The sequence below is a fragment of the Arthrobacter sp. NPDC093128 genome (assembly GCF_040683875.1).
Taxonomy (GTDB): Bacteria; Actinomycetota; Actinomycetes; order Actinomycetales; family Micrococcaceae; genus Arthrobacter.
Genome location: NZ_JBFBEY010000011.1, coordinates 26565 through 46236 on the forward strand (window position 1 = coordinate 26565; position 19672 = coordinate 46236).

15 protein-coding genes and 1 pseudogene are annotated in these 19672 nt (G+C 66.0%); 4 read left to right on the forward strand and 12 right to left on the reverse strand.

Translation table 11 applies throughout. From position 1 onward, the window contains the following. Positions 1-59: 59 nt before the first annotated feature. The 10 genes and pseudogenes from AB0N24_RS14175 to AB0N24_RS14220 form a co-directional block, all read right to left on the reverse strand. Entirely contained in the window at positions 60-1268 is a 1209-nt protein-coding gene (locus AB0N24_RS14175; RefSeq protein WP_364125259.1) for a CotH kinase family protein, read from the reverse strand. A gap of 377 nt (positions 1269-1645) precedes the next feature. Next, the gene (gene bcp / locus AB0N24_RS14180; protein WP_364125681.1) at positions 1646-2125 is read right to left on the reverse strand and encodes a thioredoxin-dependent thiol peroxidase; all 480 of its coding nucleotides are present in this window, start codon (positions 2123-2125) and stop codon (positions 1646-1648) included. Positions 2126-2191: 66 nt separating this feature from the next. Then, positions 2192-2878, reverse strand: a complete 687-nt coding sequence (locus AB0N24_RS14185) for a winged helix-turn-helix domain-containing protein (RefSeq protein WP_364125262.1) — start codon at positions 2876-2878, stop codon at positions 2192-2194. Between the two features lie 11 nt (positions 2879-2889). Continuing rightward, positions 2890-4233, reverse strand: coding sequence for an allantoinase AllB (allB, locus tag AB0N24_RS14190; protein ID WP_214949421.1), 1344 nt, complete (start codon positions 4231-4233; stop codon positions 2890-2892). Then, positions 4226-5434 (reverse strand): glycerate kinase, encoded by a 1209-nt coding sequence (locus tag AB0N24_RS14195; protein ID WP_364125265.1) that lies wholly within the window; start codon positions 5432-5434, stop codon positions 4226-4228. Before AB0N24_RS14195 ends, allB begins: the two co-directional genes overlap by 8 nt. A gap of 2 nt (positions 5435-5436) precedes the next feature. Then, entirely contained in the window at positions 5437-7215 is a 1779-nt protein-coding gene (gene gcl / locus AB0N24_RS14200) for a glyoxylate carboligase (protein WP_364125268.1), read from the reverse strand. Positions 7216-7356: 141 nt separating this feature from the next. Further along, positions 7357-8238, reverse strand: a pseudogene (locus AB0N24_RS14205) (2-hydroxy-3-oxopropionate reductase); the annotation flags it as partial. 50 nt (positions 8239-8288) lie between these two features. Then, positions 8289-9089: a TIM barrel protein gene (locus AB0N24_RS14210; RefSeq protein ID WP_364125271.1), complete on the reverse strand. Its 801-nt coding sequence runs from the start codon at positions 9087-9089 to the stop codon at positions 8289-8291. Between the two features lie 241 nt (positions 9090-9330). Further along, positions 9331-9507, reverse strand: coding sequence for a CsbD family protein (locus tag AB0N24_RS14215; RefSeq protein ID WP_214949405.1), 177 nt, complete (start codon positions 9505-9507; stop codon positions 9331-9333). A gap of 140 nt (positions 9508-9647) precedes the next feature. Then, a complete protein-coding gene (locus AB0N24_RS14220; RefSeq protein ID WP_364125273.1) occupies positions 9648-10625 on the reverse strand; it encodes a hypothetical protein in 978 nt (325 codons plus the stop codon). Between the two features lie 315 nt (positions 10626-10940). On the opposite strand from AB0N24_RS14220, the gene AB0N24_RS14225 reads away from it, so the two are divergent. Together AB0N24_RS14225 and AB0N24_RS14230 are read left to right on the forward strand one after the other, a co-directional pair. Continuing rightward, positions 10941-12995 carry a rhamnogalacturonan lyase gene (locus AB0N24_RS14225; protein WP_364125276.1) on the forward strand — a complete coding sequence of 685 codons (2055 nt, stop codon included), beginning with the start codon at positions 10941-10943 and terminating at the stop codon, positions 12993-12995. A 196-nt stretch (positions 12996-13191) separates the two neighbouring features. Then, complete coding sequence (locus tag AB0N24_RS14230; protein ID WP_364125279.1) at positions 13192-14055, forward strand: hypothetical protein; 864 nt, start codon at positions 13192-13194, stop codon at positions 14053-14055. 151 nt (positions 14056-14206) lie between these two features. Here the strand turns inward: AB0N24_RS14230 and AB0N24_RS14235 are convergent, their stop codons facing one another. Beyond that, positions 14207-14674, reverse strand: a complete 468-nt coding sequence (locus AB0N24_RS14235; RefSeq protein WP_364125281.1) for a hypothetical protein — start codon at positions 14672-14674, stop codon at positions 14207-14209. Positions 14675-15054: 380 nt separating this feature from the next. Here AB0N24_RS14235 and AB0N24_RS14240 point away from each other — a divergent pair, with 380 nt between their 5' ends. Both AB0N24_RS14240 and AB0N24_RS14245 read left to right on the forward strand, forming a co-directional pair. Continuing rightward, positions 15055-15294, forward strand: coding sequence for a hypothetical protein (locus AB0N24_RS14240; RefSeq protein WP_364125284.1), 240 nt, complete (start codon positions 15055-15057; stop codon positions 15292-15294). A 151-nt stretch (positions 15295-15445) separates the two neighbouring features. Next, entirely contained in the window at positions 15446-16852 is a 1407-nt protein-coding gene (locus AB0N24_RS14245; RefSeq protein ID WP_364125286.1) for a cation:dicarboxylase symporter family transporter, read from the forward strand. Positions 16853-16866: 14 nt separating this feature from the next. Here AB0N24_RS14245 and AB0N24_RS14250 read toward each other — a convergent pair whose 3' ends face one another. Then, complete coding sequence (locus tag AB0N24_RS14250; RefSeq protein ID WP_364125289.1) at positions 16867-19563, reverse strand: Tat pathway signal sequence domain protein; 2697 nt, start codon at positions 19561-19563, stop codon at positions 16867-16869. Positions 19564-19672: the final 109 nt, after the last annotated feature.

Here is a 19672-nt window from a genome sequence, read left to right on the forward strand (position 1 = left end):
ACAACCACGGGTTCAGATGCAGTATTCCGCCGGCTGGTCAGGTGATCTCTCAGTAACGCCTAGACCTGGTCCTCGAGTGCCTCGGTGCGTTCCTGGATGAACGTGCGGAGCGTGTCAGTCTGCTCCGCCAGTTCCTCCTGCGTGAGGTCATCGCTGGGAGGCACGACGGCGGCGATCTTGTCCAGGAGGCCGGCGGCGGTCCCGCTGGCGAACAGCTGCTCATAGAGGTCCGCGTAGGCGTTGTCGTATAGGGACTGGAACGCCTCGGAGGCAAGGAACCGCTCCTTGAGCTCGTTGCCGCCCCTGGCACCGCCCAGGGCGGCCCCCGCCGGCGGCGAACCGGCGTCGGCCGGAACTCCCGCCGGCGGTGCCCCGGCGTCGTCATTTTCGCCCTGAGGCCGCTGCATGCCTGCGCCTCCGCCCATGCCCCCGCCTCCGCCAATGGAGACCTCCTCATCCGGGGAGGCCGTGGCGTTGCCCGTCAGGGCCAGGTTCAGGTCCCAGGCAATGACGGAGATCTTCTTGGTATCCAGGTCGTACCAGAGGTAGTAGTTCTGGCCGGGGCCGGCCATGTCGTCGCCGTTGACCAGCAGGTTCATCGTGGCCGCATAGCGTGCAAACGATTCCACATCCACCCGGTTGGCCAGCCCGGCGTCGAACTCCTCGTCGGCGGCTTCGGAGAGCCACTTGAGGAAATCGACGATGGGCTGGAGGTCCTCGCTGTCCTCCGCATTGAGCTGTTTGAACTGGTCTTCGTACGTTGCAAGGTCGTCGCCCTGGTACGTGAAGCTGGACTCCGCGTCGGACTTATAGAGCACGCCCGGGGTGTCGAAGAGGGCGTCGGCATAGGCTTCGTCCGGGTTTTCGACCAGCAGCCTGGTCTGGGTGGTGCTGCCATTCACGGAGTAGGTGGCGTAGGCGTAGCGCTGCGTGGCCTGGCCGCTCGCCTCGGTGAGAGCCAGCGCCAGGGCCTCGTTCAGGACCGGCGAGCCCGGACGCAGCGAGAGCTGGGTGATCCCCTGGTAAGTCTGGCCGTCAACGTACTTATCGAAGTCAATCAGCAGCGGCAGGGATTCCGGAACGTCGGAGGAGATGCCGGACGAAACCGCGGCCCCGCCGCCCCTTGGTCCGTTGCCGTCGCCGCTGAGGCTGCGCAGCGTCGAGTTGCCCTTGAGCCGCACGCCGATGCCGGAGACGAGCGTGCCGTCGATGGTGATGTCCGCCTGGATCCATTCCTTGGACCCGTCTGCCTCGTAGGCGGCGATCATGTCGGTGTAGGCAGCCTCATCCCATTCAATGCTGACATCATGGGAGGCGCCGTCGGCGAAGAGGGTGGTTTCCGCCGTCGTTGTTCCGGCGCCGCCCGTTTCTGTGCCTGATTCCGTGGCTGCGCCGCTGCCCGCAGCGGCCGCTGATGTTGCAGTCCCGGAGGGGTCTGTAGCCGCGCCGGCTCCGCACCCTGTCAGGGCCAGGGTGAACGCGACAAGGGACGAGGATAGGACGGTGCGGGGGGGAACGTCGCATGGACTGCTGCTTTCAAGCTCGGAGATGGTCCATGCAACGTTCCCCGTAACACCTGTGCCGTTGCTGTGCCTGGCCCGTGCGGCCGGTATGACCCGGCCGCACGGCGCCGAAGCGCTGCCTCTTACAGCCCCAGCTCCCCGCGGAGCGTAGCGACGTGGCCCTGTGCGTCCACTTGGTAGCGGGCCAGCGTGACGCTGCCGTCAGCGCCAATGACCACGGTGGAGCGCAGTACGCCCTCGGTGATTTCGCCGTTGAGGACTTTCTCGCCCCAGGCTCCGTACGCCACGGCGACGGCATTGTCCTGGTCGGAGAGCAGCGGAAAGTTCAGCCTGAAATCTCCCGTGAACTCTGCGAGTGCCGCGGGGGCGTCCGGGGAGATGCCGATGACCTCGTAGCCGGAGCCCTGCAGCGACGCCAGGTTGTCGCGGAAGTCGCAGGCCTCGGTGGTGCAGCCGGGAGTGGCAGCCTTCGGGTAGAAGTAGACGATCACGTTCCTGCCCCGGTAGGACGCGAGGGATACAGCCTTCCCGGCGGCGTCCGGCAGGGTGAAATCCGGAGCCGGGGTGCCGGGCTGGAGCCTTCCGCTGAGAGCCGTGCCGATGAGCGCTGTGGGCGTGAAAGCCATGGTGGCCTGGTCAATGGGGGTCATGGTGTTCCTCGTGTTTTCTCAGATGCAGTATTCCGCAGGTCCGCGCACTTTGGCGTGGGGACCTGGGACGAACTGGTAGCCGCCGCCGCGCACCGTGGCGATGGCATGCCGGCCGCGGCGCAGCTTCCGCCGCACCCGGCCAACGTACACATCGATGGAACGGGAGGCCGCTGCGGGGGAATCGAATGATTCCAGGAACAGCCGGAGCTCTTCCCGGCTGATGGCCCGCGAACAATTCTCCACCAGATAGCGCAGGAGTTTGAATTCGACGCCGGTCAGCGGCACCGGCGCCCCGTCCAGCTGGACCTCGCCGGCGGCAAGGTCCACTGACACGAGGCTCGCGGGTCCGGCCAACGGCGGGAGGGGAGTTGCGCCGTCGTCGTCCTCCGGGGAGTCCTCCGGAACGGACGACGACGGCACCTGGGTTCCGCTGCCGGCTGGCCCGTGCGGTCCCCCCGGCGGGGCGGCGTGGGCAGCGGAAGTTGCAGCTCCGGCGGCGGGCCAAACGTGGACTTCCGCCTCCGGAGCAATCTTCAGGGCACGCGCCAGTAACAGCTCCGCGGCGCGCGCCATCACGGCGTCGTCAATGTCCTGGTCGCCGTCCGGGGTCACCCAGACAGCCAGGCCATGGGCCTTGAGCGCCGGGCCCGGTGTCGCCGGACCCGCCACACATATGCCGCGCGGGGAATGTACCTGGACAGCCATGGCGTGATGCCTCAGACGCCGCCGCGGCGGATGAGCTTGCCGCCCGGGGTCTGGCCGTCGATTTCATGTCCGCGCAGGAAAGTCTTCCGGACCACTCCGGAGAGCGCCTTGCCGTCATACGGCGTAATGGGGTTCTTGTGCTTCAGCTTGGAGACGTCCACCACGAAGGCCTCATCCGGCGCGAACACCGAGAAGTCGGCGTCATACCCGAGCGCCAGCTGGCCCTTGTTGGACAGGCGGGCCAGGGCGGCGGGCTTCTCGGCCATCCAGGAAACAACCTGCTCCAGCGGGATGCCGCGGTGCCGGGCCTCGGTCCAGATCAGCGACAGGCCCAGCTGCAGCGATGAGACGCCGCCCCAGGCCACGGCGAAGTCGCCGTTTTCCAGGTCCTTCAGGTCAAGGGTCGACGGGGAATGGTCCGAGACGATGCAGTCGATGGTGCCCTCCTGCAGGCCTTTCCACAGCAGCTCGCGGTTGGAAGCCTCGCGGATAGGCGGGCAGCACTTGTACGCGGTGGCGCCGTCGGGAATCTCCTCGGCCATCAGCGTGAGGTAGTGCGGGCAGGTCTCGACGGTGAGGTGCACGCCGTCGCGCTTGGCTGAGGCGATCATCGGCAGCGCGTCAGAGGAGGACAGGTGCAGGATGTGGGCGCGGGCGCCGGTCCAGCGGGCGCGTTCGATTACCTCGGCGATGGCCTTGTTCTCGGCGCCGCGGGGGCGGGAAGCCAGGAACGTGGAGTAGTGGTCGCCGCCGGGGTGTGGTGCGCGGTCGATCGCGTGGGAGTCTTCGGCGTGGACGATCATAAGCGAGTCGAAGGACTTGAGCTCGGCCATGTCCTCTTCCATCTCGTCCGCCTCGAGGTGCGGGAACTCGTCCACGCCGGAGTGCAGCAGGAAGCACTTGAACCCGAACACGCCTTCGTCGTGCAGCGGGCGGAGGTCCGCCTTGTTGCCGGGCACGGCGCCGCCCCAGAACCCGACGTCCACGAACGCCTGGTCCTCGGCCACTTCGCGCTTGAGCTTGAGGCCTTCCACCGTGGTGGTGGGCGGGATGGAGTTCAGCGGCATGTCGATGATGGTGGTGACGCCGCCGGCTGCGGCGGCACGGGTGGCGGACGCGAAGCCCTCCCACTCGGTGCGGCCGGGCTCGTTGACGTGGACGTGGGTGTCCACCAGGCCGGGAATGAGGGTTTCGTCGTCGGCCAGTTCGATCACTTCCGCGCCGGACAGGCCGTTGCCGAGCGGCTCGATGGCGACGATCTTGCCGCCGCGTACGCCTACTTCACGCGCCGCGATACCGGCGGTGGTGAGGACGCGCTGGCCCCGAATGACGAGGTCAAAGCTTTCTTCAGACATTGAGGGGCTCCTTAGTGCGGACGCTGTTCACTGGCGGGGTGTAACCAGCCGGGGTGGAACCGGCCGGGACCAGGTCCGCCAGCTCCATGCCGATGTTCTTTCCCAATTGTTCGAGCAGGGGTCCTGCTTCGGCTATACATATTTCTACCTTGGCCTCCAGCGAGGTCAGAGGGTAGACCTGCCGGAACCCGGAATCCTTCTGCTGCGCCGGCGTCAGCGTGGTCCGGCCGCAGACGGCCACCACCGGAACGCCGGCCCGTGCAGCCGCCCGTGCCACGCCCATGGGCGTCTTGCCGAGCAGGCTCTGTTCGTCCAGGCTGCCTTCGCCGGTGATCACCAGGTCCGCGCCGGCGAGCCGGTCCGAGAGTCCGCTGAATTCCAGGACGACGTCGATGCCCGGCCTGCGCGTCGCGGCCAGGACCGCGATGGCGGCGTAGCCCACGCCGCCCGCCGCCCCGGCACCCGGTGCGTCAGCGGCCTTCAGCGCGCGCGGCCCGATTTCGGCGGCGAGCACGTCCACGAAGTGCGAGACCGCGGCGTCGAGGATTGCGATGTCCTCCGGGGTGGCGCCTTTCTGCGGGCCGAAGATTGCCGCGGCGCCTTCCACTCCGAGCAGCGGGTTGTCCACATCGCTGGCAAGGACAAAGCGTGCCTCGTCCAGCCGGGTGTCGAAGCCGGAGAAATCGATCCGGTCCAACCTGGCGAGGGCCGCGCCGCCGGGCGGCAGTTCGTTGCCTTCGCCGTCGAGGAGCTCCGCGCCGAGTCCCTGCAGGACGCCGGCGCCGCCGTCGGTGTTGGCGCTCCCGCCGACGCCCAAAATGATCTGCCGGCATCCGGCGTCGAGCGCTGCCCGGATCAGTTCACCGGTGCCCAGGCTGGTGGAGTTCTTGGCGTCCTTGATGTCGTCCGGCAGGACGGCGAGCCCCGAAGCGGCGGCCATTTCAATGACAGCTTCGCGGCCGCGGACCGCAAACTCCGCCCGGAGCGGCTGCCCGGTGGGGCCGCTGACCAGGGCGCTTCGGCGGGTGAAGCCGGAGCCGACGGCGGCGTCGAGGGTGCCCTCGCCGCCGTCGGCCACCGGAATCCGGATGACGTCCAGGTTGTGGCCGGTTGCCGCCTGCAGCCCCGCATCCAGGTGCCGGGCAACCTCCGGGGCGGACAGGGACCCCTTGAACTTGTCCGGCGCGATCACGATCCGCATGATTAGGCCTGCATCGCCAGGATGGCGGTGGGGGCGTCAGCGCTGGTTTCGGCCAGTTCCTCGAACTCGTTGACCGCATTGATTTCCACGCCCATGGAGATGTTGGTGATCTTTTCCAGGATCACTTCTACAACCACGGGAACCTTGAATTCGCCAGCCAGTGCCTTTGCCTTGTCGAACGCGGAGCCCAGGTCGTTGGGGTCCTCCACCCGGATGGCCTTGCAGCCCAGGCCTTCGGCAACCTTGACGTGGTCCACGCCGTAGCCGTTCGTCTCCGGGCTGTTGATGTTCTCGAAGGCCAGGGAGACGTTCTGCTCCATGTTGAAGCCGCGCTGGGACTGGCGGATCAGGCCCAGGTAGGAGTTGTTGACCACCACGTGGATGTACGGCAGGTTGAACTGCGCCCCCACAGCCAGTTCCTCGATCATGAACTGGAAATCGTAGTCACCGGACAGGGCAACAACGGTCTCCTCCGGCTTGCCGCGGACAACGCCCAGGGCGGCCGGGGCGGTCCAGCCCAGGGGACCGGCCTGGCCGGCATTGATCCACTTGCGCGGACCGAACACGTGGAGCATCTGGGCGCCGGCGATCTGGGACAGGCCGATGGTGGACACGTAAGTGGTGTCCTTTCCGAAGGACTTGTTCATTTCCTCGTAGACGCGCTGCGGCTTGATGGGGATGTTCTCGAAGTGCGTCTTGCGGTGCAGGCTGGCCTTGCGCTCGGCGCATTCGGCGGCCCAGCCGGAGTAGTCCGGCAGGGATCCGGCTGCCCGGCGTTCGCGGGCCAGTTCAATCAGGCCTTCCAAGGCAGCGCCGGCGTCGGACGCGATGCCGAAGTCGGGGGAGAAGACGCGGCCGATCTGGGTGGGCTCGATGTCGATGTGCACGAACTTGCGGCCGGCCGTGTAGGTGTCCAGCCCGCCGGTGTGGCGGTTGGCCCAGCGGTTGCCGATGCCGATCACGAAGTCGCTGCGCAGGTAGTTCTCGTTGCCGTAGCGGTGCGAGGTCTGCAGGCCCACCATGCCGGCCATCAGCGGGTGGTCGTCGGCGATGGAGCCCCAGCCCATCAGGGTGGGGATGACCGGAACGCCCAGCAGCTCGGCCAGTTCCACCAGCTGCCCGGACGCGCCGGCGTTGATGATGCCGCCGCCGGCCACGATCAGCGGGCGCTCGCCTGCGGTCAGCATGTCCAGGGCCTTTTCCAGCTGCTTGCGGCTGGCCTTGGGTTTCTCTACGGGCAGGGGCTCGTAGGTGTCGATGTCGAATTCGATCTCGGCCATTTGCACGTCGATCGGCAGGTCCAGCAGCACGGGACCGGGGCGGCCGGAGCGCATCAGCTGGAAGGCCTTCTGGAAGGCGCCGGGAACCTGGCCGGGCTCCAGGATGGTCATGGCCATCTTGGTGACGGGCTTGGCGATGGACTCGATGTCCACAGCCTGGAAGTCTTCCTTGTGCAGCTTGGCCACGGGTGCCTGGCCGGTGATGCAGAGCATGGGGATGGAGTCGGCCCAGGCCGCGTACAGCCCGGTGATCATGTCGGTGCCGGCAGGGCCGGAGGTGCCGATACAGATGCCGATGTTGCCGTCCTTGGCCCGGGAGTACCCGTCGGCCATGTGGCTGGCGCCTTCAACGTGGCGGGCCAGCGTGTGGCGGATGCCGCCGTGGGCCCGCATGGCGGAGTAGAAGGGGTTGATTGCCGCGCCTGGCAGGCCGAACGCCTCGATGGCGCCTTCCTTTTCCAGGATGGCAACCGCTGCATCAACGGTACGCATCTTGCTCATGGTGTGCTCCTAAGAAGTCTTTGGGGTGCCCTTTGGGGGCTGATTTTGGGTGTGCTAAAGCGAGTTTTTGTCCAGATACCGGGAGATAAGGGACCGTTTGGGCCGATTATCTGGACAAAAACTCGAAAGGGGTGGGAGTGGTTACTTCCGGCCGCTGAGCTGGAGGACCTGCTTGAAGAGGCCCGAGTGGTCGAGACCGCCGTCGCCCTGGTTGACGGTGGCGGCGACGAGCTGTGCGACGACGGCGCCGAGGGGGACGGCGACGTTGGCTTCGCGGGCTGCGGAGGTGACGATGCCGAGGTCCTTGTGGTGGAGGGCAAGGCGGAAGCCGGGGTCGAAGTTGCGGTCGAGCATCTTCTGGCCCTTCTGGTCCAGGACCTTGGAGCCTGCGAGGCCGCCGCCGAGGACCTTGAGGGCGGCGTCGGTGTCCACGCCGTAGGCCTCGAGGAAGGCGATGGCCTCGCCCAGGACCTCGATGTTGACGGCGACGATCAGCTGGTTAGCTGCCTTGACGGTCTGGCCGGAGCCGGACGGGCCGACGTGGACGATGGTCTTGCCGACGGCGTTGAGGACGTCCTGTGCTGCCTCGAAGTCCGCCGCGTCGCCGCCCACCATGATGGAGAGGGCGGCGTCGATGGCGCCCTGCTCGCCGCCGGAAACGGGAGCGTCGAGCGGGCGGATGCCTGCTGCGGCTGCGTCCTCGGACAGGCGCTTGGCCACATCCGGGCGGATGCTGGAAGCGTCAATCCACAAGGTGCCCTTCTTGGCGTTGGCGAAGACGCCGTCCTTGCCGCTGACTACGCCTTCGACATCGGGGGAGTCCGGGACCATGGTGATGACGACGTCGGCGTCCTTGACGGCGTCGGCGATGCTCGTGGCACCCTTGCCGCCTTCGGAGACCAGCTTGTCGATCTTGTCCTGGCTGCGGTTGAAGCCGGTGACGGTGTGGCCGGCCTTGACCAGGTTGATGGCCATGGGCAGGCCCATGATTCCGAGTCCGATGACTGCAACATTGCTCATTGTGGTTCTCTTTCTGAAGTCTTTGTGGTGATTGAGGAAGCCGGGCTAGGGGACTACTGGGATACGCGCTGGCGGATGGCCCAGCTGAAGGCGGTCTCCGCCGGTTCCTTGTATTCGAGGCCTATGTAGCCCTCGTAGCCGAGTTCGCGGCTGCGGGCGATCCATTCGCCGAGGGGAAGCTCTCCGGTTCCGGGAGCCCCGCGGCCGGGGTTGTCGGCGATCTGGATGTGGCCGAAGTCCTTCGCGTGCTTTTCGATGACGGCGGCGACGTCGTCACCGTTCACTGCCAGGTGGTAGAAGTCGGCGAGGAACTTGATGTTCTCCGCGCCGGATTCCTCCCTGACCCGGGCGATGACGTTGAGGGCGTCCTGGGCCTTGAGGAGCGGGTACCTGGGGGCGCCGCTGACGGGTTCCAGCAGGACGGTGCCGCCGATGCGGGCGACGCCGGCACCTGCCGCCGCAAGGTTTTCGGCGCCAAGGGCGTCCTGCTTTTCGGCCGGTTCGCCGTCAATGCGGTTGCCGTAGAGGGCGTTGAAGGCCTTGCAGCCGAGGCGCTCGCCGATGCCGGCGACAACGTCGATGTTGTCCTGGAATTCGGTGGAGCGTGCGGGCCAGGAGACCAGGCCGCGGTCGCCGCCGGGCATGTTGCCGGCGTTGAAGTTCAGGCCGGTGAGCTGCACGCCAGCGTCGGTGATGGCGTTCTCGAACTCGGTGACCTGGGCGTCAGTGGGGACGGAGGTCTCGAAAGGCCACCAGAATTCGACGGCGTCAAAGCCGGCGGCCTTCGCTGCGGCGGGCCGCTCCAGGAGCGGCAGTTCCGTCAGCAGGATGGAGCAGTTCACTGTGTACGTCATTGTCATGTCCTTGCGTGGTCCGGTGTTCCGTCGGTCTAACAGTAACTTCCGTAGTTATTTCGTATTGTGGAAGTTATATTCTGCTGTATGAAAAGTGTAGGTCCAGTCGGGCGTGGACGTCAACCATTAAGGCCGGCAAGCGGCGGGGATATGGCGGCGCAAGAGCTGGGGCGGCGTCGGCTGCGGGCAGGCACAGAAAAACGGGCGGCCCTGGCAGGGCCGCCCGTCCGGTTGTTCGTATTTAGTGCCGCTTGAAAGCGTGCCTGATCTTTTCGCCTGCCTGCTTGAGGTCGGCCCTGACTGCGCGGCCCTTGCCTTCGGCCCTCATGCGGTCGTTGCCACTGATCTCACCGGCGGCTTTCTTTCCCTTGCCGTGAAGCCTCTCCGCGGCGTTGTGGATCCTGTCACCCAAACCCATTGCGGTCCTCCTTGTGGTGCGGCCCGTGCAGCTGGTTGCCGCCATTGCCGCCACTTAAATTGTAGATAGAAATGGCCTTGGCGGGGTGGCCCGGCTGTTCTCAAATCGGCTCCTGCCCGAGATGCTGGCCGGGCGGCGGTTCAGGGTGGGGACAAAGTTGACGGGCCTTGCCCTGGCCGCCTGCGAGCGGCAAAATATCGGATGCCTAGCCCCGCCAGTGCGACGGCAAGGGCCATGACGACAGTGGGAAGTGCTCCACCTTTGGGCCCGAGGGTAGCGGCCAGGATCTGCCGGCCCATCAGCAGCGTCTCCTGCATATCGCCCGCCAGTACGCGTGACCCGAGAACGTAGTTCACTGAGATGAAGAGGGCGGGAACCACCCACAACAGGGCAAGGTTCACGAGCCACACCGCGGCCCGCCGCGCCGGTCGAAGCCCGCTCCAGGCCAGGGCGCAACCGACGAGGAGTGCGGGAATCCAGCGGGCAATTGACGGCACAGCGACGGGGACGTTGACGTGCCCGACAAAGCCGACAACCCACTCCACGGCCCATGAAGCGAAAGGCACGGCCACAAGTCCGGCCCCCAATGCGGTCAGGCCGCGGGACTTCGAGGCCAGCAGCAGGAGCGCCACCAGGGATGCGGCGAGGGAGGCGGTCACGCCCCCGAGCAGCCCGGCAAAGTAGAGGCTCGCCATCCTCCCGCCCGTCAGGCCGCCGTCGAGCACCGTGAATGACTGGACGGCTGCCGCGACCTGGACCGCGAGAAGCCCGGCTGCCGCCCACCATGTGGCCAGCCGCCTCTGGGCGGGGAACAGGATGCGCACCGTCAGTCCTGCCGCTGCACCGCCTACGGTCAGCAGCGCGACGATCGTAGTGAGTTCGTACTGGCTCAGTGGCAACAACGAGACGGGCATCTGCTCCGGCATGACCTCTGCGCCCCACAAGTTCTGCAGAGGGAGCCGCGTTCCGGTCACCAGCCACGGGCCCAAGCCGAGCAATCCTCCCAGGAATCCGATCAGGCACCCCCATACGGCGGCCCCGGCCCGAGGGTGGTCCGGCCTTGTGCCGGGAGCTGGCCAGGCAGCTGGCTCTCCCGTAGCTTGCTCCGGAAGGGTCATGACAGCTCCTTGGTTATGGGGGTTGATGAGGGACTACGCACGCAAAATCGGTTGTGCGCCCAAGATAATACACCGACTGGATTAATTGTAGAGTGCTTTGATGCGTAGCCACAGAACTGCACATTTTCTCCCATTTAATATCGCCGGAGTATTGACCGCCGTCCTGTCGCGCTGATAAACCTAAGGGCGGAAAGCGCTTTCTTTCCCGCCCGACGACCCCTTGCGATATTCACGGGGGATGTTGCCGGCAATGAAATGAAACGATACAACCCACTCATGGCGCGGCAGGTTTCCTGCCCGCCAGCATCAAAGGAGATGTTCTTGGCATACCCCGCGAAATGTTCAACCCAGAGTACGAAGGGCCCCGCGCGGAAGTCTGCGCCCCTGGCCGCCGCAGCAACTTTGGCCGCAGCCGTCCTGGCCTTTACCGGGGTTCCCCTGGCCCAGGCCGCTCCAACCCAAACGGTTCCAACCCAAACAGCCCCCAACCAGCCAGCGGGCGCCGCGGCCGCCCAACCGGCCCAGTCCGGTATCGCAGGACTCAAGCGTCAGGTGGAAAACCTGGACCGCGCCCCGGTAGCGGTGCTCACCGACCAGGGCGTCACCCTGAGCTGGCGGATGCTCGGCCTGGACAAGGACAGCATCGGCTTCCACGTGGTCCGCGACGGCGTGCAGCTCACTGTGGATCCGATCAGGAACAGCACCATGTACGTCGATCCGGCAGGGACGGCGTCTTCCAAGTACATGATCAAGGCCGTGGGCAACGGAAGCGGCCAGGACAAGCTCACCGAAGAGTTTGCGCCGCTGGCCCAGAACTACCTGGCCATCAAACTGGACAAGCCGGCCGACGGCGTCACCAAGGACGGCAAGCCGTATACCTACTCCGCCAATGACGCCAGCGTGGCCGACCTCGATGGCGACGGCAAATACGAGATCATCCAGACGTGGGCGCCGTCCAATGCCAAGGACAACTCGCAGTCCGGCTATACCGGCAATGTGTACGTGGACGCCTACAGGATGGACGGCACCAAGCTGTGGCGCATCGACCTCGGCCACAACATCCGCGCCGGCGCGCACTACACGCAGCTGCTGGCCTACGACTTCGACGGCGATGGCCGGGCCGAGCTGTCGATGAAGACCGCGGACGGCACCAAGGACGCCGCCGGCACCGTGATCGGCGATCCGGCTGCGGACTACCGCAACACCGCCGGCTACGTGCTGTCCGGTCCCGAATTCCTCACGGTGTTCAAGGGCGAGACGGGCACCGCCATGGATACAGTGGCCTACGATCCGCCCCGCGGTTCCGTGGCAGCCTGGGGTGACGGCTACGGCAACCGCGTGGACCGCTTCCTCGGAGCGGTGGCTTACCTGGACGGCGAACACCCGTCGATGATGTTCAGCCGCGGCTACTACACGCGAACGGTCCTGGTCACGTACGACCTGGTCAACGGCAAGCTGGTGAAGCGCTGGAAGTTCGATTCCGACGACGCCGGCGCAGAATATAAGGGCCAGGGCAACCACAACCTCTCGGTGGCCGACGTGGACCAGGACGGCAAGGACGAGTTCGTCTTCGGCTCCATGACCATCGACGACGACGGCAAGCCCTTGTACAACACCAAACTGGGCCACGGTGACGCCATCCACACCAGCGACCTGGATCCGTCCCGCCCGGGGCTGGAAACTTTCGCCGTCCACGAAAGCATGAGCCAGAGCGGCAACCGGGGCGCCACGTTCCGCGACGCCGCCACGGGTGAAGTCCTCTGGAGCATCCCGGCCATCAAGGACACCGGACGCGGTGCCGCCGGTGACATCGACCCCCGCTACGCCGGCGCTGAGGGCTGGGCCATCGGTGGCACTGCAGCGTGGAACTCGCCCGTGGGCCAGCTGATGTCCGCGAAGGGCGAACTGATCGCGGAGAACATCCCGGCCGCCAACTTCCTGGCCTGGTGGGACGGTGACCTGCTGCGCGAAATCGTGGACCACGACTACGATGCCGCCACCTCCGTCGGCGTGCCCACCGTCTCGAAGTGGAACTGGGAGACGGAAACCAGCGACAGGCTCCTGACCGCCACGGGCGCCAGGACCAACAACACCACCAAGGGCAACCCGTCCCTGCAGGCTGACCTGCTCGGTGACTGGCGCGAGGAGCTTGCTTTCCCGTCCTCGGACAGCACGGAGCTGCGGATCTACACCACCACGGCCCCCACCGAGGTGCGGCTCCGCACCCTCATGCACGACCCGATGTACCGGACCGGCGTGGCGCGTGAGAACGTGGCCTACAACCAGCCTCCGCACCCGAGCTTCTTCATCGGCAAAGGCATGGAAACGCCGGCCATGCCGTCAGTCAGGTACGTCGGCACCTCCAAGTAATCTCGCCTAGCAAGTAATACCGGCCGACGGCGGGACAAACGCGCCGCCCGCATCCCAATGGATGCGGGCGGTGCTTTGTGCTGGCACTGTTCGACGGCGGGCTGGGGTCTGCGCCCAAAATCATCTGCGGAAATAGGCGTCAGCAGGAGTACCCTATGGACCATAAGCATGCTTGCTATCTGAAGGGGTGGTTCTCATGAAAACTGTTCCGGCTTTGGGCCTGGCAGCCGCGGCGGTGCTCGCCTTGGCCGCGTGTACGGGTGGCAGTGGACAAAGCGCATCACCTTCCGCCAGTGCAACAACCAGCACAGCGCAGGACAAGGTCTATAGCGAGGATGAGCTACGCGAGCTCATCTCCGGCAAGTCGGACAAGGACGGCAGTGAGCTGAAGCTTTATTCAAAGGACCAGGTGGAACAGGGCGGCCGCATAGCCGGCTTGCTGATGAGCGCGGCCACCACCGACCCGGCGGAGTGCAAGACTATTGCCACGGCCGGCCTGCTGGACACTGTCGAAAGCGGCGACGTGGCGATTGCGATCTCGGAGAGTCAGCAACCTCGCACGTTGTCCGCCCAGTCCGGCAGCGAGGGGCCCGACGCCGTCAGCCTGCTCAATGACGTGAGCGGCAAAATGGCCCAGTGCGAGAGCTTCAAGGTCTCAGTGCTCGGGCAGGGTTACGACGTCGCCAGCAAAGAATTGCAGGCCGAAACCGACGGCGAGAAGACCTTCGCAACGATAAGTACGCGCGGAGGCAACGAGTCTGACATGCTGATGCAGATTTCCGCAGCCCAAGGCCGCCTTCTGGTGGTCGCCACCAAGGGCGGTGCCAATCTTGGCGACGCCGATCAGAAGGAGCTGGAGGACTTGGTCAACGAGGTCCTTGGTGAAGCCGAAGGCGGTTCCTCCGGAACGACCACCTCGACGTCGAGCATCACCTCGTCAATGTCCGGAACGCCAACCCCGGACGGCACGGCCACCAGCACGGCAACAGTCACCGTCACGCCAACTGAATCCGCTTCCCCAACGAGTCCTTCTCCAACGGCCACAGGCACCAGCCGGTAACCTGGCCTCCCACTTCCGGCGGGCCCCTGCGATATGGGCGATCCATTTCAGGCGGTCGTCGCTGATTCGAAGAAGAGCCAGGGGCAGCGTGCCCCTGGCTCCAGGATGCGCAGATCCATTGAGCGGATCAGATGCGCGGAACGGTGAGACGTCAGCGGATGGTCGCGACGTCGCTCCTCTCCCACTTGGTCCAGTCCGACCAGTTGTGGCCGCTCTTCACCCGGAAGGACACTTCCTGGTAAACGCGGTCCTTGCCCTTGTCCTTGTCGATCCAGTCCTTCTTGCTGACGGTGGTGTGGTCATCATGCCTGCCGAAGTCCAGATTCCTCCATGTGAAATCGCCGAGCTTGTCATCTTTCCCGTGCCGGTCCTTTTCAAAGCGCTTCTGGCGGACATCCACGACCTTGTTGCCGTTGCAATGGATCCTGATCTTGAATTCAGCGACATTCTTGCCCGCGTCCGTCGGCTTCAGCGGGTCCACGGTACAACCGCGAAGCGACGTCGAAGCGTCAGCCGGTACGGCCAGTGCAACGGGTCCTCCAATAAGACCCAATGAAACAGCCGAAATCAATGCAAAGCGGGTTCCGAGGGGGGATTTTGTTGGGGTAGTGATGGACATTTCTCTTGCTCCTACAAAGGATGCGAGTGGATCATTTTCGGGCACTACTGTCCAACCGCGATAACACTCCCCTGTGAAGCGGCAGCCAGTCTTCAACCCATTTTCAAACAGCACTCCCGGTCTCAACGGGGGCTTAACTCCGGGCGATGCTCACTGCATTTCGTGGCCCGGTAGTACAATCGTGCTCCTGCTTTTGCCCCAGCGCTAGGGAAGATGTTCCCCTTTTGACGGGATTTTCGCGAGTTACACCAAGCGATATCACCTGGCATAACAAGCGGAAATCTGGTCACTCCAGCAACGCAAGCGAATAGGCTAAAGGTGCCGCCGGAACCAACGAACCGGCGACAACGGACCTGCAACCCCGAACGAAAGGTGCCGCCATGACCGACCCCAAGGAAGCAGCAGCCGACCCCGCCGATCTGATCGGCCCGGGCGACCCCGACGCCGTCGATCAGCAGCCCCACCCGGACCAGGGCGCGGCCAAGAACATCAGGGAAGAACAGCAGACGCAGGCGGGCGGCACCGTTCCGGCGTCATACATTGGCAGCGGCGACCCCGATGCGGAGCACAAGCCGGAGGAAGCCGCCGCGGCCGACGGCACCTGGGATGACCAGGTGTAGCACCGGGACGGGGCCAGCAATTATTTCTTTTCCATCTTGCGGTTAAACAATTCCGCAGTACGGATTTAGCCTGCCGGAAACACGGGGACCATAGCGTTGCCAATGTCCTGAGGCGACCTGCGCGCCTTTTCCCTGTTGATTGGCAGCCCTGATGAAATTTCCTCCGACCGCCGTGGCGCGCGAAGCAAGCAGCGCACCGGCAGCCAAGAAGCCGCTCTACAAGTCGCTCTTCTTCCAGATCCTGGTGGCCGTCTGCCTCGGCATCGGGATCGGCCACTTCTGGCCGGATCTCGGCTCGGCGCTGCGTCCGCTGGGCGACGGCTTCATCCAGCTGATCAAAATGATCATTGCTCCGCTGATCTTCCTGGTGATTGTCACGGGAATCTCGGCCGTGGGTGACGTAAAGGCCGTGGGCCGGGTGGGTGTGAAGGCCCTGCTCTACTTCACGGGTGCCACGCTCTTCGCCCTGGTGTTCGGACTGGTGGTGGGCAACATCGTCCAGCCCGGCGCCGGCCTGAACATCGATCCCAACACGCTGTCCCAGGACGCCCTCAACGCCAAGACCGGCACGGCACCGCCCAAGGACGCCGGCGCGTTCCTGCTGGGCATCATCCCCACCAGCGTTGTGGGCGCCTTCGCCTCCAACAGCCTGCTGCAGGTGCTGTGCTTCTCGGTGTTCTTCGGTGCGGCCATCGTGGTGGTGGGCCGTGACCGGTGCCTGCCCGTGATCAATCTCCTGGAGACGGTGCTGGAGCTGTTCTTCAAGATCATGACCTGGGTGATGCGCGTTGCCCCGGTGGGCGCTTTCGGCGCCATGGCCTTCATCATCGGCCAGTACGGCCTGGGTTCGCTGAGCACGTATGCCCTGCTGATCGCCGCCTGCTACGGAGCCGCCATCATCTTCATTGCGCTGCTGTTCGTGGTGGCCTGGGTGTACCCGCGCGTGCCCCTGTGGCAGTTCATCAAGTACAGCCGGGAAGAGTTCCTGCTGGCTCTGGGCACGGCATCCACCGAGTCCGTGCTGCCGCGCATCATGACGAAACTGACCAACGCCGGCTGCTCCCGCGCCACCACCGGACTGGTGGTCCCCACCGGCTATTCGTTCAACCTGGACGGCGCCGCGCTGTACCTGTCCATTTCGCTGCTGTTCCTCGCCCAGGCCTTCGGGCACAACCTTGACCTGGGCCAGCAGCTCGTGGCCCTGGGCATCCTGATGCTCACGTCCAAGGGCATGGCCGGCGTTCCCGGCTCCGCGTTCCTGGCTCTCTCGGCAACTGCCGGTGCCCTGGGCATCTTCCCCGTGGCCGGCGTCGCCCTGCTCCTTGGCGCCGACCGCCTCATGGATTCCATGCGCGTCTCCGTGAACCTGCTGGGGAACTGCGTGGCCACGTTCGTGGTGGCGAAGTGGGAGGGTCAGTTCGACCGCGAAGCCATGCTCCGGGCCTTCCGCGGGGAAGATACGGAAGTCACTGAAAACGAAGCTACTGAAAGCACGACGGCGGCCGGCCCGCCTGAGGGACCGTCCGCCGTCGTGCCTGCCTATAGTTCCCGGAGTTAGCCGGTCACCATGGCTCAGGGGACGGGCTGGAGTGCCGGGAGGTGTTCCCCGATCAGGGCCAGGTTCTGGATCACCGCAAGGCCGAACTGGGCGGCATCGTTCGTGGACACCGTGGGCGCTTCGTCGACGGCGGCGAGGACGTACGGCGGTTTGATTTTCCGCAGGGTGAACGCCGACCCGTGATTGAGGTGTTCGCCGCCTTCCGCAAAGCTGTCCCAGGCCCGGCGTGCCAGCCCGGAATCCCCGGCGCGGGCCGCCGCGTAGGCGGAAAGCCGGCTGTGCGCCTGCGTCAGGTAGACGCCGTCCAGCGGCTGGCCCACCTCGGCAGTCTGCTCCTCCTCCGAGGCCAGGAACAGCCGGCAGTACTGCAGCCACGCCTGTTCGAACGCGGCATCGGGCACTAGGTCGATGAGCTCGCTGCAGATTTCCACCAGCCCGAACACCGCGGAAAGGTGCGATACCTGGATCCGTTCGCGCCCGGCGTCGAACCTTCCCTTGTCCAGGTCGTACAGCGCCTCTCCCGTGAGGAAGCCGTATTTTAGGGCGCCGATGTCCGCCATGGTGCCCAGCAGCCGGTCCCGGGAACGGGGGTTGCCGGTCCGTTCCCAGTCAGTGAGCCAGGTGGCGGCGAGAGATCCCCAGTCGGTGCCGAGCCCCACGCCGAGGGCGCTCCGCTCCGGCCGGTAGGTGGCGCTGTCCGGCCGGACCTTCCGGACGGGGTCAAGGCCCAGGAAGTTCTGGTCGCTGTCCACGAGTTCGGAGAGCAGGTCGCCGGTGCGTTCGTCCGCCGTGAGGTAGTAGTAGAAGCGCCGGTAAGCGGGCGTGCTGATCCGCAGCTGCTTGGCGCTGCAGCCCCAGTGCTGCACGTTGTGCCGGGAACCCAGGCCGCGCCACTCGCCCAGGTGGTAGACGTCCACCTCGCCGGTGTGCCGGGCCATCGCCTCCGCGAAACGGAACACGTCCGCCCGGCCGGACCGCAGGTACATGTACCAGAGCCACAGGTCGGGGGAGAGCTCCGAGTTGTCCCAGGCGTACCCGCCCACGTCGTAGCGCCAGGCGTGCCGGTCGAAGTCGTAGGTGTGCATCACGTCGCCGAAGTTCCAGAACCCGTACCAGCGCCGCTGCTCCACCTGGCCGGCGTAGAAGTCGAAGAGGAAGTCCAGTTTGTCCTCCAGCCCGGCGCGCTCCGGCGTGCTGCGGTTCACGGGCGCCCAGTCGCCGAAGACCCTGACCGAGTGCAGGTACTCAGGCGAGGCCTGCAGGAGCGGCGGCGCTGAGGATGCCTCCACGTCTGCGGCGAGGGCGCGGGTGTCCGGCGTGGCGTCGTAGGCGAACAGCGTGAGCTCGTGGGTCCTGGCGATGCCGTGGGGGTTGCCGAACCCCGGTTCGTAGTCCTCGTAGGTGATTTCGAGGCCTTCAAGCTGTTCCTCGAAGGTGTCCTGGCCCAGCCCGTCGTGGTAGAAACGCAGGTCCATGGGCTGGGCCTCCGGCGAGTACAGCCAGGCGGTCACTTCCGTCCGTGCGGTGGCGGCGCCGCGGATGTCCAGCTGGACCGGGTGGGACTGCCAGAAGTTGCGGACGCCGATGCCGAAGCCGCCGCGGGGGCCGCTGAGCGAACAGAATCCTTCGGCCCGCGTGCCGCCGGAGATTCCCACCCAGCCGTGGCCCTCGGCGGTCCGCTTGCGGAGCTCGAAGCCGTCGGCGCTCAGCTGGCTCAGGGTGAAGTCGTTCCAGGCCGGAATCAGGTGCAGCCGCTTGGACACCAGCTCGCTCCACTCCTCCAACGGCGGGGTGGGCTGTCCGTCGATCTGGGCGCGGAGGACGGCCTCGCCCGGGTCGCGGCGCAGGCCGGTCAGCCCGCGCACCGCCTCGGTGAGGAAACCGCCGTCGGCCCCTGCGATGCGCACATGCCGGTCGTGCAGCTGGCCCTCCAGCGGCACCGTGAAACGGACGCCGAGGCCGGCGAGGAAGTCACGCTCCGGCTCGCCGTCCCAGATGAACGAGTGGACCATCCTCACGCTGCGGGCTCCGGCGTGGAAGTAGAACCGGACCACGAACGGCAGCCAGCTGCGCCGTTCCCCTTCGACGGCACTGCCGTCCACGTTGTCCGGCCGGTGCGAGCCTTCCAGCCGCACTACGGCACGGATGGGACCGCGTTGTTCAATCACGACGGCGGTCACTCCGCCGATGAACGGTTCCCGGCCGACGGTGCCGGGGCCGTCCTGGACGCCGTCCTGGAGCAGGCTGACCAGCCTGCCGTCACGGGCCACGGGCACGCCGCCGCGGGAAAGGGTGGCGAACAGTGTTGAGCTGTTGCGGCTGATGACCATTTCCAGCGCGCCGGTGGTCACCGTGACGGAGTCTTCCGCTTCCGTCACGGCGACCTGCGGTGAGGGCTCAGCCTCGGGTGAGGGCCCAACCTCCGGTGCGGCTTCCGTCTTCAGTGAGGGGCCGCCGTCGGACGTTACTGTGTAGTGCGCGGAGGGCGTGTCAGTCGCCGGCAGGGCGATGCCGGCCCACTTCAGCGAGCCGTCCGGCCATGTTGCCAGCGGCCAGGCCTGGGAGGGGACGGTGCGGCCTGCCGCGTCCGCAACGGAGATCCCGCCGGCGCCGGCCAGGGAGCCGCGGGCGAAGGGCATGCCCCAGGTGGTGCCGCCGGAAAGCGCGGCCGGGGCCCCGCCGTCGAGCCAGTTGAGCGTTGTTTCGGTCATCCCTTGGTATCTCCTTCGACACGCGTGAGGCAGTAAATTACAGGCACGTCCGGGTTGCGCACCTTTGTTGTATCGTTTCAAAAAATGACGGAAAGCCCGGCCGAGGCGT

What these genes read in the sequence shown, in the direction of transcription:
- AB0N24_RS14175 (WP_364125259.1), bottom strand. Translation starts at nt 1,268, where the DNA reads ATGATCGCCGCCTACGAGGCAGACGGGTCCAAGGAATGGATCCAGGCG.
- AB0N24_RS14185 (WP_364125262.1), bottom strand. Translation starts at nt 2,878, where the DNA reads ATGGCTGTCCAGGTACATTCCCCGCGCGGCATATGTGTGGCGGGTCCG.
- allB (WP_214949421.1), bottom strand. Translation starts at nt 4,233, where the DNA reads ATGTCTGAAGAAAGCTTTGACCTCGTCATTCGGGGCCAGCGCGTCCTC.
- AB0N24_RS14195 (WP_364125265.1), bottom strand. Translation starts at nt 5,434, where the DNA reads ATGCGGATCGTGATCGCGCCGGACAAGTTCAAGGGGTCCCTGTCCGCC.
- gcl (WP_364125268.1), bottom strand. Translation starts at nt 7,215, where the DNA reads ATGAGCAAGATGCGTACCGTTGATGCAGCGGTTGCCATCCTGGAAAAG.
- AB0N24_RS14210 (WP_364125271.1), bottom strand. Translation starts at nt 9,089, where the DNA reads ATGACGTACACAGTGAACTGCTCCATCCTGCTGACGGAACTGCCGCTC.
- AB0N24_RS14215 (WP_214949405.1), bottom strand. Translation starts at nt 9,507, where the DNA reads ATGGGTTTGGGTGACAGGATCCACAACGCCGCGGAGAGGCTTCACGGC.
- AB0N24_RS14220 (WP_364125273.1), bottom strand. Translation starts at nt 10,625, where the DNA reads ATGACCCTTCCGGAGCAAGCTACGGGAGAGCCAGCTGCCTGGCCAGCT.
- AB0N24_RS14225 (WP_364125276.1), top strand. Translation starts at nt 10,941, where the DNA reads ATGTTCTTGGCATACCCCGCGAAATGTTCAACCCAGAGTACGAAGGGC.
- AB0N24_RS14230 (WP_364125279.1), top strand. Translation starts at nt 13,192, where the DNA reads ATGAAAACTGTTCCGGCTTTGGGCCTGGCAGCCGCGGCGGTGCTCGCC.
- AB0N24_RS14235 (WP_364125281.1), bottom strand. Translation starts at nt 14,674, where the DNA reads ATGTCCATCACTACCCCAACAAAATCCCCCCTCGGAACCCGCTTTGCA.
- AB0N24_RS14240 (WP_364125284.1), top strand. Translation starts at nt 15,055, where the DNA reads ATGACCGACCCCAAGGAAGCAGCAGCCGACCCCGCCGATCTGATCGGC.
- AB0N24_RS14245 (WP_364125286.1), top strand. Translation starts at nt 15,446, where the DNA reads ATGAAATTTCCTCCGACCGCCGTGGCGCGCGAAGCAAGCAGCGCACCG.
- AB0N24_RS14250 (WP_364125289.1), bottom strand. Translation starts at nt 19,563, where the DNA reads ATGACCGAAACAACGCTCAACTGGCTCGACGGCGGGGCCCCGGCCGCG.